The sequence below is a fragment of the Paenibacillus sp. BGI2013 genome, assembly GCF_002843485.1.
Lineage (GTDB): Bacteria > Bacillota > Bacilli > Paenibacillales > Paenibacillaceae > Paenibacillus > Paenibacillus amylolyticus.
The window spans coordinates 33,687-55,672 of record NZ_PJFA01000020.1 but is presented as its reverse complement, the minus strand read 5'-3'; the positions used below and the strand labels follow the sequence as shown (position 1 = coordinate 55,672).

At 48.8% G+C, this 21,986-nt stretch carries 20 protein-coding genes; all 20 read right to left on the bottom strand.

All coding sequences use genetic code 11. The features are described 5' to 3' along the window. Positions 1-83 precede the first annotated feature (83 nt). The 20 genes from CXK86_RS29555 to CXK86_RS29460 all read right to left on the bottom strand — a co-directional run bounded on the left by CXK86_RS29555 (position 84) and on the right by CXK86_RS29460 (position 21,925). Entirely contained in the window at positions 84-1,034 is a 951-nt protein-coding gene (locus CXK86_RS29555; RefSeq protein WP_101315030.1) for a peptidyl-prolyl cis-trans isomerase, read from the bottom strand. A 23-nt stretch (positions 1,035-1,057) separates the two neighbouring features. After that, positions 1,058-1,978 carry an Hsp33 family molecular chaperone HslO gene (hslO, locus tag CXK86_RS29550; protein WP_101315029.1) on the bottom strand — a complete coding sequence of 307 codons (921 nt, stop codon included), beginning with the start codon at positions 1,976-1,978 and terminating at the stop codon, positions 1,058-1,060. A gap of 73 nt (positions 1,979-2,051) precedes the next feature. Further along, on the bottom strand, positions 2,052-2,822 hold the full coding sequence (locus CXK86_RS29545) for a type III pantothenate kinase (protein WP_026081372.1): 771 nt from the start codon (positions 2,820-2,822) through the stop codon (positions 2,052-2,054). A 6-nt stretch (positions 2,823-2,828) separates the two neighbouring features. Beyond that, the gene (gene nadC, locus CXK86_RS29540) at positions 2,829-3,695 is read right to left on the bottom strand and encodes a carboxylating nicotinate-nucleotide diphosphorylase (protein WP_076254636.1); all 867 of its coding nucleotides are present in this window, start codon (positions 3,693-3,695) and stop codon (positions 2,829-2,831) included. After that, on the bottom strand, positions 3,692-5,332 hold the full coding sequence (gene nadB, locus CXK86_RS29535; protein WP_100528132.1) for an L-aspartate oxidase: 1,641 nt from the start codon (positions 5,330-5,332) through the stop codon (positions 3,692-3,694). Before nadB ends, nadC begins: the two co-directional genes overlap by 4 nt. Before the next feature lie 35 nt (positions 5,333-5,367). Then, the gene (nadA, locus tag CXK86_RS29530) at positions 5,368-6,306 is read right to left on the bottom strand and encodes a quinolinate synthase NadA (protein WP_036606114.1); all 939 of its coding nucleotides are present in this window, start codon (positions 6,304-6,306) and stop codon (positions 5,368-5,370) included. A gap of 299 nt (positions 6,307-6,605) precedes the next feature. Continuing rightward, positions 6,606-8,651 carry an ATP-dependent zinc metalloprotease FtsH gene (gene ftsH, locus CXK86_RS29525; protein WP_101315028.1) on the bottom strand — a complete coding sequence of 682 codons (2,046 nt, stop codon included), beginning with the start codon at positions 8,649-8,651 and terminating at the stop codon, positions 6,606-6,608. A gap of 100 nt (positions 8,652-8,751) precedes the next feature. Next, complete coding sequence (gene hpt, locus CXK86_RS29520) at positions 8,752-9,291, bottom strand: hypoxanthine phosphoribosyltransferase (RefSeq protein WP_017691352.1); 540 nt, start codon at positions 9,289-9,291, stop codon at positions 8,752-8,754. Positions 9,292-9,343: 52 nt separating this feature from the next. Further along, positions 9,344-10,783, bottom strand: a complete 1,440-nt coding sequence (gene tilS / locus CXK86_RS29515) for a tRNA lysidine(34) synthetase TilS (RefSeq protein ID WP_101315027.1) — start codon at positions 10,781-10,783, stop codon at positions 9,344-9,346. Positions 10,784-10,827: 44 nt separating this feature from the next. Continuing rightward, entirely contained in the window at positions 10,828-11,775 is a 948-nt protein-coding gene (locus CXK86_RS29510; RefSeq protein ID WP_036606117.1) for a serine/threonine protein kinase, read from the bottom strand. Next, the gene (locus tag CXK86_RS29505; protein WP_091018321.1) at positions 11,759-12,511 is read right to left on the bottom strand and encodes a VWA domain-containing protein; all 753 of its coding nucleotides are present in this window, start codon (positions 12,509-12,511) and stop codon (positions 11,759-11,761) included. The genes CXK86_RS29510 and CXK86_RS29505 overlap by 17 nt, the downstream gene beginning before the upstream one ends. An 85-nt stretch (positions 12,512-12,596) precedes the next feature. Continuing rightward, a complete protein-coding gene (spoIIE, locus tag CXK86_RS29500; RefSeq protein WP_180361900.1) occupies positions 12,597-15,104 on the bottom strand; it encodes a stage II sporulation protein E in 2,508 nt (835 codons plus the stop codon). A gap of 472 nt (positions 15,105-15,576) precedes the next feature. Then, the gene (locus tag CXK86_RS29495; RefSeq protein ID WP_017691357.1) at positions 15,577-16,107 is read right to left on the bottom strand and encodes a S1 domain-containing RNA-binding protein; all 531 of its coding nucleotides are present in this window, start codon (positions 16,105-16,107) and stop codon (positions 15,577-15,579) included. A 198-nt stretch (positions 16,108-16,305) separates the two neighbouring features. Further along, positions 16,306-16,641 carry an FtsB family cell division protein gene (locus CXK86_RS29490; RefSeq protein ID WP_017691358.1) on the bottom strand — a complete coding sequence of 112 codons (336 nt, stop codon included), beginning with the start codon at positions 16,639-16,641 and terminating at the stop codon, positions 16,306-16,308. A gap of 11 nt (positions 16,642-16,652) precedes the next feature. Then, positions 16,653-17,222, bottom strand: coding sequence for a spore cortex biosynthesis protein YabQ (yabQ, locus tag CXK86_RS29485; RefSeq protein WP_017691359.1), 570 nt, complete (start codon positions 17,220-17,222; stop codon positions 16,653-16,655). Beyond that, positions 17,219-17,503: a sporulation protein YabP gene (yabP, locus tag CXK86_RS29480; protein ID WP_036606119.1), complete on the bottom strand. Its 285-nt coding sequence runs from the start codon at positions 17,501-17,503 to the stop codon at positions 17,219-17,221. Before yabP ends, yabQ begins: the two co-directional genes overlap by 4 nt. Positions 17,504-17,675: 172 nt before the next feature. Beyond that, positions 17,676-17,954 (bottom strand): RNA-binding S4 domain-containing protein, encoded by a 279-nt coding sequence (locus CXK86_RS29475; protein ID WP_036606120.1) that lies wholly within the window; start codon positions 17,952-17,954, stop codon positions 17,676-17,678. Beyond that, entirely contained in the window at positions 17,954-18,226 is a 273-nt protein-coding gene (locus tag CXK86_RS29470) for an HU family DNA-binding protein (protein ID WP_017691362.1), read from the bottom strand. Before CXK86_RS29470 ends, CXK86_RS29475 begins: the two co-directional genes overlap by 1 nt. A 307-nt stretch (positions 18,227-18,533) precedes the next feature. After that, on the bottom strand, positions 18,534-20,027 hold the full coding sequence (yabN, locus tag CXK86_RS29465; protein WP_036668465.1) for a bifunctional methyltransferase/pyrophosphohydrolase YabN: 1,494 nt from the start codon (positions 20,025-20,027) through the stop codon (positions 18,534-18,536). A gap of 149 nt (positions 20,028-20,176) precedes the next feature. Continuing rightward, on the bottom strand, positions 20,177-21,925 hold the full coding sequence (locus CXK86_RS29460; protein WP_101315026.1) for a putative polysaccharide biosynthesis protein: 1,749 nt from the start codon (positions 21,923-21,925) through the stop codon (positions 20,177-20,179). Positions 21,926-21,986: the final 61 nt, after the last annotated feature.

Below are 21,986 nucleotides of genomic sequence, written 5' to 3'. Positions count from 1 at the left end.
AATACTCTGCCTTTGGCCCTAAGACCGCAGACAGAGTATTTTTATCAAGATGCAGCAGTACTATACAATCTTCTCCATTGAATTCAGGAGGCAGGAATCTCGGACAGGATTACGGCTTCATACTTGTTACGCAGCATTTGCTCTACCTGCGGCAACGGATCAGCCTGACTCAGAGCCAGTTCCATTCGAATCTCCTCACGGACTTCTTCGGCAGATTGCACCTGGCGTTCTTCTTTATCATTAAGTCTGATAATAACATAACCTTCTTCCACTCGAACCGGTCCGGCAATATCGCCTACATCCAGCCCGGCAGCAAGTTGAAGGATTTCTTCTGACTGGAATGGATCATTCCGCTCAATCCACCCCAGCCTCCCTCCAGCATCACGAGAGAAGCTGTCTGTCGATTGCTTGCGAGCAGCTTCTTCAAAGTCCTCCCCCTTCTCCAACGCATCCAGTAAGGAATCGGCTTCATCTTCTTCCTTCACTACGATGATGGACAAGTCATATTTCTCGGGGGAAACGTAATCCTCACGGTGTTCAGTCCAGTAATGCTCAATATCTGCATCCTTGATCTGTATGCCGATCGTTGCGATTTTCTCAAGCAGCAGCCTGTAGCCGGCTTCCAACTCAAGTTCCTGTTTCGACAGGCCCAATTGAGACTTCATTTCGTCAAAATATGATTTCTCTGAATCATACCCATCCATCGCGGCGGCAAGTTCTCTTGCAATCTCTTGGGGAGTGACGATCAGCTTGCGTTCGATTGCTTCGGCATATACTGCTTTACGGTTTAACATCTGGAGTAATAACTCACTGCCGTAACGTCGTTTCAGCGCATCGGTCCACTCTTTGTCCGTGATAACTTCTCCGTTGATCGTCGCTACGGTGCTTCCTTCTTCCGTATTAGCATCATGGGATGCATCTGCCTCGTCTTTGCCCTGTCTGAGACCATGCATAGCCATCACACTACCCATGACCAGCATACCTAGCGTCAAGACAATTACAGCCGTCCACAACCCTTTTTCCTGTCTTGTCATTCCGCATCCCGTCCCCGCATAGATCAGTTCTTGGCTTGCTCTAGGATGGTCTCAAGTTGTTCTTTGTTAAAGTCATAGGCTTCATTACAGAATTGGCAGACCACTTCAGCCTGGCCCTCTTCTTCAATTAATTGCTCCATCTCCGTTTGGCCCAGGCTGATTAGTGTCTTCTCTACCCGCTCACGTGAACACTCACAGCTAAAATGAATATCCAATCCTTCCATCACTTGTACATCTGGCAACAATCGGCGAAGCAACTCTTCCAATTCAAGTCCCTGTTCCAGCAACGTCGTCACTGGCGGCAACGTACTAATGGCGTTTTCGATCGCCGTGATCTCTGGATCTGTCAATCCCGGCAACAGCTGCATAATGAATCCACCTGAGACAATAACGGAATTATCCGTATCAACGAGCACACCAACGCCTACTGCAGAAGGGGTTTGCTCCGATTGCGCAAAGTAGTACGTGAAGTCTTCGCCCAGTTCTCCTGAAATAATAGGCACACTGCCACGATATGGTTCTTTCAGTCCCAAATCCTTCGTTATGTTGATGAAACCTTCCGTTCCAACTGCGCCTGCAACGTCCAGTTTTCCCACACTATTGCTTGGCAAATGTACATGCGGATTAGAAACATATCCTCGTACTTCGCCTTTCGCATTGGCATCAGCTACAATCTGTCCAATGGGCCCAACACCGTTGACTTGTACCGTTAACTTCTCTTCACCTTTGAGCATTGCACCCATAATGGCTGCTGTTGTAACCGTACGCCCCATGGCAGCTGTAGCCGTGGGAAACGTATCGTGTCTTCTGCGTAGTTCCTCAACCAGTTCCGTAGTCTGGATAGCAAAGGCTCTTACCTTTCCATTCATTGCTGTACCACGAATTAACCGGTCATGCTTGTTGTTGTTTTCCAAGTCATTCAGCCTCCTTTGGCGTATCGCCATAATAGTCGTAACACAGAAAAAACGGCACAACACTTAAGCTGTAATCTCAGCCCGCTGTATGCCGTCACTATGCTCACCTTTCCCGGTTCCGCTCATATATAATACGCAGCCCTTCAAGCGTAAGCAGCGGATCAACTTCCTCTATACTACGGGTTTCTTCTGCGATAAGTGTAGCGAGACCACCCGTCGCGATAACTCGGGGCTTCGCTCCCATCTCCTCGCGAATACGTTCTACAATACCATCTACCTGCCCTGCATAGCCAAATATAATACCTGCTTGCATGGCATGAATAGTATTACGGCCAATAACTTTTTTAGGTTTCTCCAGCTCTATACGAGGCAACTTGGATGCCCGCTCATAGAGCGCTTCAGTGGCGATCTGAATGCCAGGTACAATAGCTCCCCCCAAGTAGTGACCTTTCTCGTCAATACAGTCAAAGGTCGTTGCGGTACCGAAATCGACCACGACGAGAGGGCCGCCATACTTCTCAACGGCTGCCACTGCATTAACAATACGATCTGCACCCACTTCACGAGGGTTCTCGTATCGCAGATTCAAGCCAGTTTTGATACCAGGCCCAACGAGCAAAGCTTTTTTGCCTACATACTTCTCACACATCGCTTCAATTACATTCACCAGTGGCGGAACCACAGATGAGATGATGACACCTTCGATGTCACTTGCCCTGATGCCGGACATATGAAATAAATTATAAATCAATACGCCGTATTCATCCACTGTTGACTGACGTGATGTACTCAGACGAAAGTGGTGCAGCAATTCCCGGCCTTGATATACGCCGAGCACCATATTGCTGTTCCCCACGTCTACAACTAGAATCAAAGAGGTTCACCCCTCTTTCTTTTCATTTAAATCCAGACTAATATCCAGGCTCTCAAAAGAATAGGTTAACCTGCCAACCGAAATTACATCCACACCACTCTCTGCAATACCACGAATGGTCTGAAGAGACACGTTACCGGATGCTTCAACCTTCACATGAGGAGCCTGTTCACGAATAAGTTCAACCGCTTCACGCATCCGCTCTGGATGCATGTTATCCAGCATAATGATATCTGCCCCGGCTTGCAAGGCTTCTCTCACCTGCTCCAGATTTTCAGTCTCCACTTCAATCGTCATCGTATGTGGGATAACGGTTCGCGCACGCTGTACCGCCTCGGTGATTCCGCCTGCACCCTTGATGTGGTTATCCTTAATCATAACGGCATCGTACAGTCCAAATCGATGATTCGCTCCGCCACCCACGCGCACCGCGTATTTCTCAAGTAGTCGGTGGCCCGGCGTTGTCTTACGTGTATCCACAAGCCTGGTCTCAAGACCATCCAGCACATCCACGTAGGCACGCGTACGCGTAGCTATTCCGGACATACGTTGCAGCAAGTTAAGTGCCAGTCGTTCCCCCGTAAGCAGTGAATGTGTACTTCCCTCTACCTCTGCCAAAATCGTGCCATGGGTAACCTTGTCGCCGTCTGTTACCTTCGGTGTAAATACAAGATCAGGATCAACGACTTGAAATACAAGTTTAGCTACGGTCATGCCTGCAATAACACCATTGTCTTTGGCGTGTATAATGGCCTTGGATTGGTTGCCTGCTGGAATCGTCACACTTGTTGTAACGTCACCTGCACCAACATCTTCACGAAGCCAGTTTTTGATTGATTCGATAAGCCCTTCATTATATCCATTCAGTATCATGACATCAATTCCTCCACAATCGCTTGTTCTCGCTGCTGCAGACTATGCTTCTGCCACACGATATCATCACGTGCCGGGAAATCCTCACGATAGTGAGCCCCCCGACTCTCCTCGCGATGTAATGCACCGCTAGTAACTAACCAGGCACAGGTCAGAAGGTTGGCATACTCCAGCTCTTCCTTGTGCGTGAGTGTCTGATCAAAAAATTGCAATTCCTGTTGCAGCTTGTCCATGGCCTTCTGCAGGTCCTCACCATTCCGGCGTAAACCTACCTGACGAACCATCATTTTCTGTAGTCGTAAACGTCTTTCAGATATAGGTTTTTGCTCTTTCATGATCTTGCTATTCATGTTATTCATGTCCACAGATGAAGGCGTAGCCCCTCTTGCTTGTAATAAACCAAGCGGAGGGAGAGATTGAATACGATCAACAATTCTCCGGCCAAATACAATCGCTTCTGACAAGGAGTTGCTTGCCAGACGGTTGGCTCCATGCACTCCTGTAGAAGACACCTCGCCACAAGCAAATAATCGGGAGATGCTGCTCTCTCCACTTAAATCCGTTTTCACTCCACCCATCATGTAATGGGCAGCAGGTGCAACGGGAATCCAGTCCGTTGTCATGTCTAATCCATAACGCATACAAGTCTCATATATGGTAGGGAACCGATGCTTGATCATCTCTGGCTGTTCATGTGTAATGTCCAAGTACACAAAGGTACTGTTGGTGGACTCCATCTCACTAACAATCGCTCGTGCCACGATATCTCGTGGGGCCAGTTCAAGCTGGGCATGATAACGATCCATGAAGCGCTCACCCTTCACATTGCGCAAATATGCTCCTTCGCCGCGTACGGCTTCTGACACTAGGAAACGCGGGGCCCCAGGGTAACATAGAGAGGTGGGGTGGAATTGGATAAATTCCATGTCACGAACAATAGCCCCAGCCCGATAAGCCATGGCTACACCATCGGCAGTAGCTACATCCGGATTCGTCGTGTATCGGTACAGTTGTCCTGCCCCACCAGAACAAAGAACGGTTGCCTGTGCCTTCACAAACACTTGCGATCCGTCATCCTTCTGAACCAGAGCGCCAATGCATTCCCCTCGATCTCGATCTGTAATCAGGTCAACAACAAAATGCTCATCCCAAACTTCAATCCCGGGATGCTCATTCACTTCAACAGCAAGCGCACGTACAATCTCATATCCTGTTGCATCTCCGTTGGCATGCAAAATACGGCGGTGGCTATGCGCACCTTCCTGCGTCAACGCCAACTCGCCGTTCTCCAGATCAAATAAAGTACCCAAACGAATCAGTTCCTTCACTCCGTCCGGCCCCTCATTCACCAATACCTCTACCGCTTCGGAGCGGCATAAGCCCGCTCCTGCTACAAGTGTGTCCTGCAAGTGGTAAGCAGGTGAATCATCCTCAGCAATAACCGCAGCGATGCCTCCCTGCGCATATCTGGTGTTACTTTCAAGTAATGACTTCTTCGTGATCATTAATACACGTTGTTGTTCACTTGCCTTAATGGCAGTAAACAAACCAGCAATCCCTGAGCCTATAACCAGTACATCCGTCTCTACCATGGGTAGCGCAGACAGATCAAAATCAACTAAATATTGCGGTATCATGTTATTCACCTGTCTTGGAGCAAGAGTAGCGCATCCTACTTTACCAACAACATGCGCTCTAGCGATTCTCTGGCTTTGTCGGCAACGGCCGGTGGCACGTAGATTTGCGGCTTCATCGTTTCCAGGCATTTCACCAGTTTCTTCAAGTTGTTCACCTTCATGTTGGGACATACGAGGAACTTGGTAGCAAAGTGGAACTGTTTATCCGGACTATCCAGACGAAGCTGATATCCTGTACCATCTTCGGTACCTACGATAAATTCCTTCGCTGATGAATTTTTGCAATACTCCAGAATAGCTGTTGTGCTGCCTACAAAATCACCCATTTCTACAACCTCAGGGCGACACTCTGGATGGACAACAAACTCTGCATTTGGATGCTTGGCTCTCATCTCCACCACATCTTTGACTGTAAGCATATCGTGAGTGTTGCAGTAACCTTCCCAGATAATCATTTTCTTGTCTGTATGCTGCTGCACATAATGTCCCAGGTTTTTATCCGGTACCCAGATAATTTCGTCGGAATCCACCGATTGAATAACCCGGACTGCGTTCGCCGATGTACAACAGATGTCAGTTTCTGCTTTGATCTCAGCCGAGGAATTGATATACGTAACCACCTTGGCATTAGGATGTTGTGCTTTCAATTTGCGTAGTCCATCCACATTCACCATATCTGCCATTGGGCAGCCCGCACGTTCGTCCGGGATAATAACTGTTTTATTTGGCGCAAGAATTTTAGCGCTTTCACCCATAAAATGAACACCACAGAAAACGATCACATCCGCATCTGTCTGTGCTGCCTTCTGGGCTAACAGAAACGAATCTCCACGGAAGTCGGCAACCTCCTGTACTTCGTCACGTTGATAATAATGGGCAAGAATAATGGCATTACGTTCCTTCTTCAACACCATAAGCCGCTCACGCAGCTCGCGGTTCATCTCAGCCTTGCGCTCTAAAGCCAGAGCTTCCACCTGTGATCCTCTCCTTTATCGGGACAGCGTCATGCGCTGTTTCGTGGGCTAACCTAAGTCGTTATCTTCGCTTGAGAAACGAATCACAAGCGGTTTAACAACTAATTTACACAACGTTCACGACTCTGTCAATAAATGAAAAAGGCCCGGGACAGCGCTGTAACCACCTGTTTGCTAACTGGTTCGCCATCTAACTCCCGTTTATCTTTATCTACCCTCTTTTAAAATAATGGATAAAAAAAGAGAGCCTCGAGGGCTCTCTTGATTTCACCTGCTATCATAGCCAGATGTATTGTGTATTAAGACGTTGGCTTAGTTCCGCCATCATCCGGGTTATTGTTAATACCCTTTTCCAGATTCGGAGCTTCGTTTGGAATATCTCCGGCTGGTGGCTCAGGCGTTTCATCTTTACCTTGAATACGAACACGCACATCACCGATGGTGTCGATGATTGGCTCTCCGCCTTCAGTTGGTGTGCCTTCACCATCATTGTCATTCTCTGCTTTTGGAGTCAAAGAACCTGTTTCGATCAATTGCTTGATCTGATCCATTTCCAAAGTCTCAACCTCAAGCAAAGTTTGAGCGATCAGGTGCATCTCTTTTGAATGTTTAACAAGCAAGTCTTTACACTTCTCATAACAGTCATTGATAAAGCGTTGCATTTCCTGATCAATCTCGTAAGCAATGGAATCCGAGTAATTCTGTTCATGACCGATATCCCGACCAAGGAATACCTGTCCTTGTGAACTTCCGAATTGCATAGGTCCCAATTTCTCACTCATACCGTATTCCATAACCATGCTGCGAACAATACCTGTCGCTTGCTGGAAGTCACTGTATGCACCAGTACCAATTTCTCCGATGAACAATTCTTCAGCTACACGACCCCCGAGAAGTCCGGTTACTTTATCCAGCAATTCCTGCTTGGTAACCAGCATACGGTCTTCTTTTGGCAACATGATTACATATCCACCCGCACGTCCGCGCGGAATAATGGTCACTTTATGTACCATATCAGCATGTTCGAGGAAGTATCCAACAATGGTATGACCTGCTTCGTGATAAGCAACGATTCGTTTCTCGCGATCACTGATGACACGGCTTTTCTTCTCCGTACCAACGATGACACGGTCAATCGCTTCGTCAACTTCCTTCATGGAAATATCTTTACGGTTACGACGCGCTGCAAGCAATGCCGCTTCGTTCAAGAGATTTTCCAGATCTGCACCAGAGAAACCTGTTGTACGCTTCGCGATAATATCCATCTTCACATCTTTGGTCAATGGTTTATTACGGGAATGTACTTTCAGGACAGCTTCACGACCTCTTACATCAGGGCGGTCAACCGTAATTTGACGGTCAAAACGTCCAGGACGCAGCAAGGCAGGGTCCAAAATATCTGCACGGTTCGTTGCAGCTATGATGATAATACCTTCATTAACTCCGAATCCGTCCATCTCAACGAGCAACTGGTTGAGTGTCTGTTCACGTTCATCGTGACCACCACCGAGACCAGCACCACGCTGACGTCCTACAGCATCAATCTCATCGATAAAGATGATACATGGGGCATTTTTCTTCGCATTTTCAAACAAATCACGTACACGTGATGCACCGACACCGACAAACATTTCCACGAAGTCGGAACCTGAAATAGTGAAGAATGGTACACCCGCTTCACCGGCTACGGCACGAGCGAGCAATGTTTTACCGGTACCCGGAGGCCCTACGAGCAATACGCCCTTAGGAATCCGCGCACCTACTGCTGCGAATTTACGAGGGTCCTTGAGGAAGTCTACAACCTCAACAAGTTCCTGTTTCTCTTCGTCAGCACCCGCAACATCTTCAAATGTAACCCGCTTCTTCTCTTCGTTGTAGAGACGAGCACGGCTTTTACCAAAGTTCATTACTTTACCGCCGCCGCCTTGAGCCTGATTAAACAGGAAGAAGAACAGCAGGAACATAATGATCAAAGGAATAAAGGAAGTCAGCAACGTCAACCAGATGCTGTCACCTTTCATTGGCTCCTGATGATATTGGAAATTGTTAGTTTCACTTGCAGCTACAAGCTCACTAATTGCCTCATCCGTAGGAGGAATATACGTTGAGAAATTTTCTGATTTGGCGCCATCAGGTGCCTTCTTGTATTGACCGGTCACGAGATACGTTTGACCGTTGAATTGAACCGTCAATTCAGAGACATTGTTGGCTTTGATCGCTGCACGCAACTGATCATATCTAGGATTATCGGTGGCTTCGCCGCCATTGCTGACGAACTGGACTATCCCCACCACAACTAAAAAAAGAATCAAATAAAAACCAGAATTCCGGATGAACCGATTCATCCCCTACCTCCTCTCGAGACACTTTAATTATTTTAACATAGCCCGACATGGCTTCTCAACAGAAGCCAAGAACAGCTCAAGGCTTGGGTCGGGCAGGATATTAGCTACTATAGACTTCCGGCTTCAAAATCCCGATATAGGGTAGGTTCCGGTACTTCTCCGCAAAATCCAAACCGTAACCAACGATGAACGCGTCAGGAATGTCAAAGCCTGTGTAATGAGCTTCCAACTCAACTTTACGGCCTGAAGGCTTGTCGAACAGCGTAACCACACGCACCGATTCGGCACCGCGGTTTTCTAGCAGTTCAATCAGATAGCTGAGTGTAAGTCCGCTGTCGATAATATCTTCGACAATCAGAACTTCCCGTCCTTCAACGGATACATCCAGATCCTTAATGATTTTGACAACACCTGATGACTTGGTGGAAGCGCCGTAACTGGATACCGCCATAAAATCCATTTCAACAGGTACCGTTATGTTTTTAACCAAATCAGCCATAAATATAAACGCACCCTTGAGCACACAAATGACCAAAGGATTGCGATTTGCATATTCGGCACTTAGTGTTGCGCCTAATTCCTTGACTTTACTCTGAATTTCTTCTTCACTGATCAATACTTCCTGAATGTCGTTCTGCAACTGTGCGAACCTCCTAAGTTATACTATGAAAGCCTTACCTGAACCATAACCACTACCCCTGAATCGCTGAATCGCCTACAGTCATGTACAGGATTGCGGAAGTGCCCTCCCTGACAGGAGCCACATTGGACCGTCGAACACCCGGTATCCAGATGATATGACCTGCTCCATCACATACCACAGGAATACGTGGACGGACAGATGGGGGGATTTTCTCATCGATGAAAATATTTTTCACCTTTTTGCTTCCGTTTAATCCCATCACTTTCATGGTATCTCCAGGTAACCGTGAACGCACAACCAGCGGCATAAGCAGTTGATCCGCATCAAACGCGGCTTGATCCGCCGATTCCGGTACATGATAGTCCTCGGGACTCACCGTCATCAACCGAATATACCGGTTAATTGGGGTGAGTGAAAGCTCATAAGTTCCACTCCATTGCGCAAGACGATACTCGTAAGATTGATCCTGTACGTCCGTCCGTATGCCAAAAGAAATCAGATTATACTCCCGAGTGCAGGCGAGTGTCTGTCCTATATCCAGGCTCCAGGTCGTCACATGGGTCTCCATGACCTTGTGCCGAATGGTTTCTATACGGGTAAAGTCGACAAAATCACTGTCCAAAGGCAGATAATTCAATATTAGTTTAATCAACCTTCGTTGTAAAGCGACATGTAACTTCAAGAAGGAAGGCACCTCAAAGGTTTGCCTTCCGCCGTTCACCTGCACTAGACACCTGTATGTGTCATATGCACTCTGCTCCATGAAATCGTCTTCATCACCCACAATTTCGGCAAGCCGATTCAATGACGGCGTGAGTTGTCCATTATACTGCCCCAAAAAAGGAAGCACATCCAAGCGAATGGCATTACGCCGATATTTACGCAGGGTGTTGCTCTCATCATTGAAATACATAAAACCCTGGGTATTACAAGCTTCTACAAGGTCTGTCTTGTTTATACGAAGGCATGGACGAATAAGTTCCACATTTTTTTCTCGTCTTTTAAACTTCATTCCTGAGAGCCCCGACAAGCCGGTTCCACGAAGCAAATGAAGCATGACCGTCTCTGCCTGATCATCCGCATGATGTGCCAAAGCGATGCTTGCTGCATTATATTTGGAAGCCACTTCGTGCAAAAAGGCATATCGCTTGTTGCGGGCTGCTTCCTGTGGTCCTTGACCCGTCAGCTCCATATATGAAGGTACATCGGCCTTGGTCCATTCAAATGTAATACCAAGCTGTTGTGCCAGTTCCATCATTTTCTCCGCTTCATCATCAGATTCACTCCGGAAACCATGATGCACGTGGGCACAGATCAATTCAAGTGGCACATGCCGCTTGCTGATCTCGTGCATGATATGCAAAAAAGCTACCGAGTCCGGCCCGCCCGATACTGCGACGACAATCCGATCCCCGGGAACCCATAACTGATGCTCTTCCGCTGCATCCAGCACGTTCTTCACCAGCATGTTCCAGCGTAAAGCCTCCATACCTGTTCCTCATTCCTTGCGTTATGTATATGCACTCTCACAGATCAGAAAAGTAGTGCATAGATGAGCACTCCAATAAGTAATATCACAGATACAGCGAATGCGTTCATAAGCCAGCGCGGTGTTGTACTTTTGGAACGACGGCGGAGAGGCGTGGGGCGTGCCATCATTTCCTTCCACCCTTGTGCCGCATGACCTGCATCACGAAACTGACCTCGTAATGCCTGAGTCGTCCAATTGCGAAAAGGACCCAGTCGTTCACTGCGCTCCACCAGCGCTACGAGCTGATTCACACTTCGCAGTTGCGGTAATCCTTCGGCCGCCAGTGCCTTGAGCGCGTCTGCTTCAAGTACATGAATCAATAATAATGCAAATGCAAATACATCATAGGTACCATCTGCCGTACGGCTACCTGCATTCCAGAAGCCCCGATCATACCATTCGGTGAACTGTTTAACGCTTCGACCAATCGACGTAACTCCGCCGTAGTCGATCAATTCCACCTGCCCATAGTCGGATACCAACACATTCTGAGGTTTGAGATCACCAAACACCCATCCCGCCTGATGCAATTGTGCCAGCTTCTGCAAGAGTCTAAGTCCCACCAGAAGTGTCCAGTCTGTCCCCTGACGCCGAATGAAGTGATGAAGTGCCTCACCTCTAACGTAACGCATCACATAAAAGGGAATATCCCGGCCACGAACGGCATAATCATCCACATCTTTAAGATAGGAAGGAATGCCGCTCTGCCGAAGGGCCTCATGATTACGCTGTAGTTGAAAAGATTTGAGCACATTGACTTCCGATTGCAGATCAACCGGATCAAATCCCATTTTTAGCGCGTAGTGTTTGCCATTTTCACCCCGTTGGACAAGAAAAACGATGCCATTAGCTCCTTTGCCCAGTAGCTTCCGAATCGTGTAACGACTGCGATTCCATTTCCCTGTAACCACTGTTCCTGGCGGGAAAGAGGCGTCAGACAACGTTGTCACCGAGCATCCCTTCTCTTTCAATGCGATAGTTCCCTTCTATTTCCTGCTGTTTCTCCAGTGTACCATAACGGTAAAAATCAATCACCTTCTGAATTGCAGGACCTGTCGGCGTTGCACCCTTCATCTGCAACCTTCCAAACAAGGACCGAACACGGCCTGGATCCGTTGTCCAGTCAATATCCATTACCGCATCTTCTCCGCTGTGTCGTCCGGGAAAATGAAATACGGAAAGCTTGCTCTGACCTATACGCGCCTGCAAACTTAACATTAAATCACGAATGCCTTCTTCTACCGCAGCCAGTTTGGGCTTCATGCTGGCACTGACGTCTATTAGCAATATAACCTGTAACGCTGTAGTTTCAGCCATATCATCCATCACTTCAACGACCCGGGCGCGTTGTGCAGGCTCCAGATCGGTTACCGTTTTGGGCTCCTTCTCTCCCAAAATTTGTGTTAACTCTCTATTAACCGCCTGCTGAATGGTCTGAACCACCGTTTTCCTTGTCATCATCTGCATCGTATGGGCAAGCTGACGTGTACCTACAATTTGGCTGATTCCACCTCCGGCTCTGGCAATATCCTCAATCTCCCGGCTACCCAACTCACCAATGGTTCCATAATCAATTACGCCAACCACATTAACCGTAATCCCCTCTTCCTGTGCTTCGGCCGCTGCCAGCACTGGACTTGGTCCTACATTGGAACAACCGTCGGTGATCAATAAGATTTGCTTCATCCGATATCCCTCCGTTATTCGTTACTCTCCAACTCTATGACTAGCATTGCCAGAATGAAGAGACTTCAAACAGAAAAATATGCAATTAACTGACGGTCCGTGGACGCTCCATCCGGTTGATGCCAGGCACACGCAGTGTGGCCCATTCAGGGCGGAAATGCTCTACTTTTCCAACAACGACGGTCATGTCATCCAAAATCTCATGCTGCTGATATCTTATGACACTTTCAAGCAGGCAATCGGCCAAATCTTGTGGATCATCTGTATCAATCTCTTGAATGAGCCGTTTCATCCATAACTCTTTGTTCACCGCATACCCCGGTGCATCATAGATGCCATCCGTCATCATAATGAGGATATCCCCCGGCTGAAGCTGTACCGTCACCAGATCCACTTCAATATCTTTAATAATACCGATTGGCAAATTGCTGGCCGAAACCTGAATAACCTCCTGTCCTCGTTTGATAAAACTTGGCGTCGATCCGATTTTCATAAACGTGGTCTCTGCCGTATATTCATCGATCAGCGCCATATCCACTGTTGCATACATCTCTTCAGGGGAGCGCAACATCAGAACGGAGTTCACGGATTTGATCGCCAGTTTCTCGTCCATGCCGGACTGTAGCAACTGTTCCAGTATGTTCAGCGCCGCGCTGCTCTCCATGCGTGCCCGTTCTCCATTGCCCATTCCATCACTGAGCGCCACCGCGAATGTACCGTTGCCTAACTCAACCGTACTGAAGCTGTCGCCTGACATCACATCTCCCCCTTTTGCGGCGGCAGCAACACCCGTGGTAACCTCGAAGGTTTTGGCCGAACCAAACGTGACGGTTGCCAGTCCCTGACGAGGATCGGTCATGGTCTCGTGCAAGACGGCAATATGCTCGTCCAGTACATCCGAGATCAGCGGAGCAATCATTTTCCGGCACTCATCAAATCCACGTGTATATGCATGTACAATCTCAATCTCTACATTGCCCGCTTCCAGATTGATGATCTCAATGGAGTGAATGGACAAGCCCAGTGACTCCAGTGCGTCCCGAATCTGCTCCTCCTGCTGTACCATCTCATCACTTTCCCGCTGAATTTCTTTGGCCAGGTCCTCCATGACTTGAGATACACCGGACAATTGCTCTGCAACCAACTGCCGGCTATCGATAATTTGACGCTTCCATTGCATGTTATGTTGATGCAGTCCATACTGGGCACGCATGACTTCAAGGACCTCTTCCGGTTTCGCACACACCCTGTTCCAGTCGACTGGAATCTGCTTGCCTGAGATCTCAGGGTTTCCTTCAATCGTACTCATCACGTCCGTCATATATTTGTAGGTTTGAATAAACTTCGCATCCCAGCATTGTGTACGCTTGAAACAGCTTGCACATGTGCCCTCGGCAACCGCATTCATGAAATGGTCCATTCCACCTTCTTTCTGTACCTGCTCCCCTGCACCGGACATCTGATCAAAGCTACGTGACAATTGACGGAATACCTGTGAGAACCGGGTTACCCGTTCTGCCGTGATATCCCGTATTCGTTTGGCATACTCATGCTGCGATTTGGTATGATCCTGCGTACCCGGTACATATTTGGATATCGCCGTCATCAGGCTTTTAGGTGTTAACATGAATAGTACGATAGCTGCACACGTCTCCCATAATGAGTTCATCACATCGCCCGGTCCGCCCAGATATATGGATAGAATGGACGAACCCAGCAGCATGCCCAGTGCAACCGCCGCACGTTTGCCTTCTCGAAGCATACCCGCCAGCATCCCGGCAAAAGCAAGCAGGCTCATCTGATACACCGCTGACATGTCAGCCAGACTAAGAATCAAGCCGGTAATGACCCCAACTGAGGCTCCAAGGGGGGCTCCGCCCACCAGCGCAAAGATTAATATGAGATAACGGGAGAGCATATGCTCGACGGATAAAGACTGAATGGTCCACCCTACGGCTCCCGTCATAACGGAAGCGAGCAATATGATCAGGCAGAGGATCTCCTCGTTCTTTAGGCTGAATTTTTTTTTGCGGTAGGTGAAGATCGGTATGGCTTGTATAAAAACTAGGGTGAGCACGAAACTTAATACCGAATCCATCGTGAGCATCAGCATCGCGTACCAGCTGAAGGATGGTCCAATCACAACCGCGAATAACTTGACCATAAATGTAGTCGTAAACACCATCGTTGGTGCATAAGATAACTCAGCACGTTCATATGACTCCAGACCGCGGAAGAGCAGATAAAAGATGGCGATCTCCGATGCAACAATGAGTGGTACTGGAAACGGTGCAAAGAGACTACCTGCGAGTAGAGCGGCGCCTACCGGAATGATGTAATCCCTGCGCATGAAAGCAATTACAGCGAAGTAAGCAATGGCAAAGGGAGATAACTCATTCAGGATCATTGCCTTTCCGAGCAGGAACCCCATAAACGTAAGCAGCAGTACCCATTTGCGGGAAGCAACCATCTGGACAGCCTTGCGGGAGCCAAGCCATTGTTTCAGACGTACCGACAGCTCCTCCCGAGCTTCCGTACCTCCTTTACCTGCTTTCATTCCCGGAAATTGAATGACATTCCACTTTTCCATCATCCTCAAGGCACCCCATTCGATTAATTTGAATTTTCGTGTTTCGTTCTCGATGGTTCTGATTATAGATAGATTAGAAGACGTAGTTTGTCAGAATAGGTGGGCAGGGTCCAAAAAGTTTACGACAAAAGAAACAAGCCTGGCGCGGTGGAGCGAAACCCCGGCCTTATTGTGGTTTCATTCATTCTCCTACTTGATTCCGACAATCGGAATGTCTGATTTTGAACCGGAGATGGTTTGGTCTCGCCACCATTTGAGCAGGATAACTGTGGAATGCCACGGAAACCTGTCGGTAAAAAATGGTAGACGACAAATGTTCTTATGGTTTCATTTTTCCGTGCAGAAAAACTGGGGATATGGAGCTTCACCTTACAAAAAAAGCTATTCAACTACTTATCTGTGAAAGAAACGCAAAAAAACCGTTAGCCCATGGGCTAACGGTTTTACTTATATGTTTAGATCAGGTTGTGACAGATTACACACGCTTGGCTCCACGGCCTCCGCGTTTGCCTTCTGTGTTCTTCTTAAGCGAAGAGATCCGCTCTTCACTATCTTTCAGGAAGCGTGACATTTTATCCTCAAATGAAGGTTTGCCTGCTGCGGGCTTGAAAGAACGGCCTCCGCGGTCACCACGGTTAAATCCACCGCCGCCACCACCACGACCTTGGCCACCACTTGGGCCTCCGCCGCTGAATCGTTCGCGATCTCCTCCACTGCGTTCCGGTCTAGGAGCTCTCGGGGGTCTAGATTGGGTTTGTTGCTCAACCGGTTTGTCAACAGCTTGCTTAATGGAAAGTCCGATCTTGCCATCCTTGTCAACGTTGATAACCTTCACTGTAACGAGGTCATTCAGCTTCAGGTGGTCGTTGACATCTTTGACGTAATTGTCGGCGATTTCCGAGATGTGAACGAGACCCGTGACACCTCCTGACAGATCCACAAATGCTCCAAAATGCGTGATTCCTGTCACCTTGCCCTCTAACTTGGTGCCCACTTCAATTGCCATAGAATAAAATGATCCTCCCTTAAAAATATACAACCCGATTTTTTGAATGCCAAAATCAATGCTGCGCTAATGTAATTATACCTTATGCCATAAACCAAGGTCAACTGAACACTACCCCATCAGAGAGCCTATTTTTTCCGGTTTAACGGCTTCAGACACACGGATAACAAACCTAGCTCGGTAATAGACCGAATTCCATCAGTTCCCTGACTCTTCAACCTGGATCGGCGTTTCCTCAGGAAGATAATATCCTTTTTTCCGTGCCAGCTGTCCTATGTATTCAGGGTCATTCAACCGGCTGACTTCGTACTTCAACTGTTCCAGCTTCTTCAACGTATCTTCCTTTGAAGCTTGCTGAGTGGCCAGATGAGAACTCTTGTCCGAAATTTGTGCAGTCTGCACAAGGAATGTATATCCTGCCCATATTACAAATACAATCATAAACGTCATCCAAAGCATGAGGCGCCTTTTTGCACCGGCAGATTTTCCTTGGTTAGTTGGAGCCTTTGATCTGCCCACAGGTGTTTTACCCATTACGGACCTCCTTAAAACCAGCGTTTCCACATCGCTGCAATTCTTGTACCCACACGGATCATGAAGCGTGGCGTTACCCAATGTTTCAGGAGCGGCCTAAACATCCAGCGGAACAACTTGCCGAAAGGTACCAAACACTGTAGCACCAGCCTGCCCAGGAATAATAGTATCGCAATTACAAAACCGAATAATACGCGAATTAACTTATAAATTCCTTTAGCCGGCATAACGATCAGGATGTTAAGGATATGTCCACACCAATGAATCAGCGTTCTTGCGAGTTTAATTAACATTACCACAAAACGCTGGGTTGTAACACTTAAAAGCCAAAAATAGAAGCAAACCCCTATAATCAGCCCCAAAAAGACATAAAACCGCAACTGTCCGTGGTTTCCGGCGTATAGCATCCGAAAAACGAACAGCGCGGAAGCAACCCAGTACAACAGATCGAGCGTGTGAATACTCCATCTCGGAAACCGCAGCTGTCCGGACAGTACCCGGTAACTGTCGTAGGCCATTCCCATCACGACCCCCGAGGTAAGCATCCACATCAATGTGATCCATTGAGTATCCGGACTCATCGGAACATCTTGCCAAACAGGCCTTTACCATTTTTGGACTGGGAACCGGGGTCCAGATATTGGAGCGAACTGACTGTGCCTTCAATGGATAACAGACCTTCCTCCAGGCTCAGGTTTTTGATATGTAAATTGTGCCCCCGGATGGTCAGATGCCCAAGTTCAGTCTGCAGCAAAAATTCCTCACTGTCGAAGCTCTCCACGTTGGAGACACCCGTCAGATCCAGCAGTTTCCGATTCTGCATGCTCAGATGATGCTGTTTGGCCTTACCGTGCTCAACCATGGCATGTACCCCTCCTTCTTACACCTAGCTTATGGGTGTGGAGGTTGGAATAGAACCAGCGTTGTTGAACAAATAACCCGGCATTCAGTAAAAAACAAAAACGCCCTTCCCTGTTACAGGAGGACGTTTCGATTCAACTTGCATTGAATGAATATTTATACCAGATGTACTGTTACCAGTTCATTCCGTTATCCTTGGCGATCGGCTCTTCCTTCACCAAGGTGTAGAGGCTGCTCGCCTCATCCTTCTTGGTACTCTCGGCAATTCGTTCCACCTTCACAGTGACCAGTTTCTGACCGAACTGAACCGTCAGCTCATCGCCCACTTTGACAGCGGCGCTGGGCTTAGCTTCACGTCCGTTCACCAGAACACGTCCCTGTTCAGAGACGTCCTTGGCCACAGTGCGGCGTTTGATTAGCCGGGAGACCTTCAGGAATTTATCAAGACGCATTATTTTACGGCTTCTTTAAGTTTGTTGCCTGCTTTGAATGCAGGAACAGTGGACTCAGGAATCACGATTTCATTCCCTGTTTGTGGGTTACGTCCGGTACGACCGGAACGTTTGCGGGTCTCAAAAGTGCCAAAGCCGATCAATTGTACTTTGTCTCCGCTGGCAAGTGCATCTGTAATTTCTCCCAAAAAGCCGTTCAATACGGACTCAACGTCTTTTTTAGTCAAACCACTTTTGGTTGAAATGTTGTTAATCAGATCTGTTTTGTTCATTTTTAAAAGCCTCCCAAATTGAAAAAAAAGTATCTGCGATTCCTGACAATACATCGATTGCCGCTGATTCGCGTTAGGTCACTACACATGTATTCTGGCTTGGCATCTGAAATCCTGCCTTAGTCCGCGACTTTTTTTAGCTTTTTGTCGATGGTACGCAGGCAACAGTCTAAGACCAGTACCCGAAACCATCCGTCGCTAAACACCTATCCCAGTCAACACAGATGAACACATGTTCGTATATCATAACACACTGCATAACATGATGGAATAAGGTTATCTGGCTTTTCCCAGAAAATTGAACCTGTTATAATCCTGCCTTCTTCGCATCCTGCCAGAATTGCTCCATCTCTTCTACATTGCTATCTGCTGGTGTTCTTCCCTGTTCGCGAAGACGCTCTTCGATGTACTGGAACCGCCCGACAAACTTGCGGTTGGTCGCAGCAAGCGCCTCTTCCGGGTCCGTATCGATGAATCTTGCAACGTTTGCGGCTGCGAATAATAAATCACCCAGTTCGAGCTTCCGTTCTTCCGCAGACTGGCCTTGTTGCACCGCTTCTTTCAACTCCGCCAGTTCTTCCTCGATCTTGGCAAACACACCTTCAACATCATCCCAGTCAAAGCCTACTTTGGCTGCTTTCTTCTGTAACTTGTATCCCTTCATCAATGCAGGCAAGTCACGCGGTATACCATCCAGCACGGAAACCTTCTGCTGATCCTGGCCTTTGCGCTTCTTCTCCTCTGCCTTCATCTGTTCCCAGTTCTGAAGAGCTTCATTCGCATCTTCTGCCTGATTATCGCCAAACACATGTGGATGGCGGAAGATCAGCTTATCATTCAAACCTTCGATGACATCATACACATTAAATGTACCCACTTCTTCTTCCATCTGGGAGTGCAATAAAATCTGCAGCAGCAGATCACCCAGCTCTTCTTTCATATGGTCGGGGTCATCCTCATCGATCGTCTCAATGACCTCATAGGTCTCTTCAATCAGGTTTTTGCGAATGGATTGATGCGTCTGCTCCTGATCCCATGGACAGCCACCCGGACTGCGAAGAATATTGACGATCTCATGCAAACGCGCAAAGGATCTGCGACGCAAGGCATCATCGGTGTTCTTCGGTACATAGATCAGTGACAGATTGCCGTACCCTTCGATCCGGTCCAGTTCGTGCAATGGAATCTTGTGAATGACCTCCTGACCCTCCACACCCAACGCATGACCCACAAATACCGGATAATCATCCGGGTAAACCTCCATCAGGCATAGCTTCACATCGGAAGCAGTGAACACATCGTAGACTTGTCCGATCAACGTATGTAGCTGTGGTTGTACCAGTTCCGTGTTCAGGCTGCTGGCATCCAGAAGTTGAAAACCTTCGATTGGATCGAATCCAAGTCGTATAAAAGCTTCATCTAGGAAGCTCTCCCCGCCCATCACACGCAGTGAAATACCCATCTGCGGACAACGCTCTTTGAGTAGGCGCACACTTGCTTCTGCCACCATGGGATGACCCGGAACGGCATACACAACTTCGGTTCCGGCCTCACCCTTACGAGCAGCCTCTATCAGTTGGTTCGCGATCTCATCATACACCTCGGGGAAGGAGGACTTCGCCTCATAGATGGCATCAAATGAGGTCATTACCAGTCCCTCTTGCTTCAGATCATTCAAAACGGGATGATCCAGGGTACGTACATACAGCGTAGCTGCATGTTTCATTTTTTTGATAATACCTACGGTCAGTTGGTCTGCATCTCCAGATCCAAGACCCACTACGGTTAAAGCTGCACTCATTACGTAAACCTCCATCCGGACTATCCTGTCCAGGCTAACTGATTCATCATGCCTGAACAGGACTAATTACACGTATTATACCAGAATCATTCGATATCCTATAATTGCATATTCGCTGTGCTGGGTGTAGAAGCACCGTGAGCATGGAGCTAGCGCAGCACACGCAGTCTGCGCAGTAGCTTGGCAAGGCGAGGCCCCAACTTGGGCACAGCCGCCAGCTCCGCGGCGGTCAGTAGCCCTGTCCGGGCCGCCGCCAGCAAGAACACGGCCGAGCCTGCGGCAATGCCCAGCAGGCTCACGCCCATCGCGGCCAGCCTGCGGTCGGCCGCGACACCCATGCCGCCGAGCATCGCTTCGGCGGCCCAGGCCGTGCCTACCGCCGCCAGACTCATGGCGGCGATTACCAGCGCCGGCTTCGCTAGGGCGGCGTCAGGGGCAGGGCGCAGGGCGATAAGCCGCGCCAGCAGCGCCACATTCAGGCCAGCCGCCAGCATGTAGGCGACTGCGCCTGCCAGGGCCGCGCCGCTGATGCCCAGCGCCGGCACAAGCATAACGTTCAGCAGCGCCTTGACGCCTGCGGCGGCCAGCATGCTGAACGCGGGTGCGCGCACGGCGCCGAGGCCTTGCAGCAGCGCCGCCGCAATAATGCTGACGGTGCTGCCCGCAGCCGTCAGCGCCATGTACCGCAGTGCTTCGGTGCCTGCGGCATCTCCGTACAGCATGCGGTTAATCGGCTCCGCCAGCACCGCGAGACCCGCGGATGCCGCCAGGCCGATCAACCAGAACCAGCGCAGCGCGAGGCCTGCTTGCTGCCGGACGGCTTCTGGCCCGCCCTTTAACCGGACTTCCGCCATCGCCGGAATAAAGAGCACAGATAGTGACGTAGCCAGCATCGTCACCAATTGAACCAGCGGCAATCCACGGTTGTAGATGCCAAAGGAAACCATCGACTGAAGCTCATCCAGTCCTTCTCCCCGTAGCAATCGGGGCACGGTGAAGGTATCCACCAGATTCATCAGCGGTACAGCCAGCGACCCGAGACAGACGGGAATGGCGTACATGAGCAGCGTCTTGATCCACTCACCATTGGATCGTGATCTTTCTGCCAGAGCCGGGTTAATAGCACTCACCGTTTTTTTCAGCGGCGTAACCGGTGTATTCTCCTGACGCTCATGACGATCTGATCCAACCTCTCCGCTGTTACTGCTCCATTCCGAATTCAACTGTTCGGTGACTGCTTCCCTGCCTTTTCGCCGGTGACGGACCATGTACCCTAACATGGTTAACAGCCCAACCATCCCACCAGCAACGGAGCCCATCATGGCACCAGCAGCAATAGTCTCAAGCGAAGCATCCCGTCTCATCAACCACAGAAGCAAAACAATCATGACGGTGACACGTATCGTCTGCTCCACCACTTGTGATACCGCTGTTGGAACCATCTGTTGTAATCCCTGAAAATATCCCCGCAGCCCTGTCATCACCGGTACGAACAATAACGCCCATGAAGCTGCACGAATCGATGGAACCACATGGCGGTTGCCAATCATGTCAGCGATCAGTGGCGCACCTGCATACATCAAGAGCGCCATTATAATTCCAATTCCCCCGAGCAGTAGGGAAGATAGTCGAATAATTCTTCTGCTCTCGTCTGGTCTTCCAAGTGCGTTCTGTTCTGCTACGAATTTGGATACGGCCAGCGGCAGCCCTGCAGCAGCAAGCGTGATAATGAGCATATATAACGGATATACCGTATTGTAGATGCCAAATACACCGTCTCCCCCCAGATTCTGCAGCGGAATCTTCTGAAAAGCACCAATGATTTTAGAGATAATGGCAGCAAGCCCAAGTATAAATGCACCCTGTAGCAGCCTTGAGCCTGTAGACGGCTGTTTCATAAGTCCCTCCCGCGTAATCCTTTTAAGCATACCCTGCTATTATAACTGCCTGGAGGCACAC

What these genes read in the sequence shown, in the direction of transcription:
- nadC (WP_076254636.1), bottom strand. Translation starts at nt 3,695, where the DNA reads ATGATACTGAATGGATATAATGAAGGGCTTATCGAATCAATCAAAAAC.
- tilS (WP_101315027.1), bottom strand. Translation starts at nt 10,783, where the DNA reads ATGGAGGCTTTACGCTGGAACATGCTGGTGAAGAACGTGCTGGATGCA.
- CXK86_RS29475 (WP_036606120.1), bottom strand. Translation starts at nt 17,954, where the DNA reads ATGCGTCTTGATAAATTCCTGAAGGTCTCCCGGCTAATCAAACGCCGC.
- nadB (WP_100528132.1), bottom strand. Translation starts at nt 5,332, where the DNA reads ATGATACCGCAATATTTAGTTGATTTTGATCTGTCTGCGCTACCCATG.
- spoIIE (WP_180361900.1), bottom strand. Translation starts at nt 15,104, where the DNA reads ATGATGGAAAAGTGGAATGTCATTCAATTTCCGGGAATGAAAGCAGGT.
- CXK86_RS29555 (WP_101315030.1), bottom strand. Translation starts at nt 1,034, where the DNA reads ATGACAAGACAGGAAAAAGGGTTGTGGACGGCTGTAATTGTCTTGACG.
- CXK86_RS29495 (WP_017691357.1), bottom strand. Translation starts at nt 16,107, where the DNA reads ATGGCAATTGAAGTGGGCACCAAGTTAGAGGGCAAGGTGACAGGAATC.
- yabQ (WP_017691359.1), bottom strand. Translation starts at nt 17,222, where the DNA reads ATGAGTCCGGATACTCAATGGATCACATTGATGTGGATGCTTACCTCG.
- CXK86_RS29490 (WP_017691358.1), bottom strand. Translation starts at nt 16,641, where the DNA reads ATGGGTAAAACACCTGTGGGCAGATCAAAGGCTCCAACTAACCAAGGA.
- CXK86_RS29470 (WP_017691362.1), bottom strand. Translation starts at nt 18,226, where the DNA reads ATGAACAAAACAGATCTGATTAACAACATTTCAACCAAAAGTGGTTTG.
- CXK86_RS29460 (WP_101315026.1), bottom strand. Translation starts at nt 21,925, where the DNA reads ATGAAACAGCCGTCTACAGGCTCAAGGCTGCTACAGGGTGCATTTATA.
- yabN (WP_036668465.1), bottom strand. Translation starts at nt 20,027, where the DNA reads ATGAGTGCAGCTTTAACCGTAGTGGGTCTTGGATCTGGAGATGCAGAC.
- hslO (WP_101315029.1), bottom strand. Translation starts at nt 1,978, where the DNA reads ATGGCGATACGCCAAAGGAGGCTGAATGACTTGGAAAACAACAACAAG.
- yabP (WP_036606119.1), bottom strand. Translation starts at nt 17,503, where the DNA reads ATGGTTGAGCACGGTAAGGCCAAACAGCATCATCTGAGCATGCAGAAT.
- CXK86_RS29505 (WP_091018321.1), bottom strand. Translation starts at nt 12,511, where the DNA reads ATGAAGCAAATCTTATTGATCACCGACGGTTGTTCCAATGTAGGACCA.
- ftsH (WP_101315028.1), bottom strand. Translation starts at nt 8,651, where the DNA reads ATGAATCGGTTCATCCGGAATTCTGGTTTTTATTTGATTCTTTTTTTA.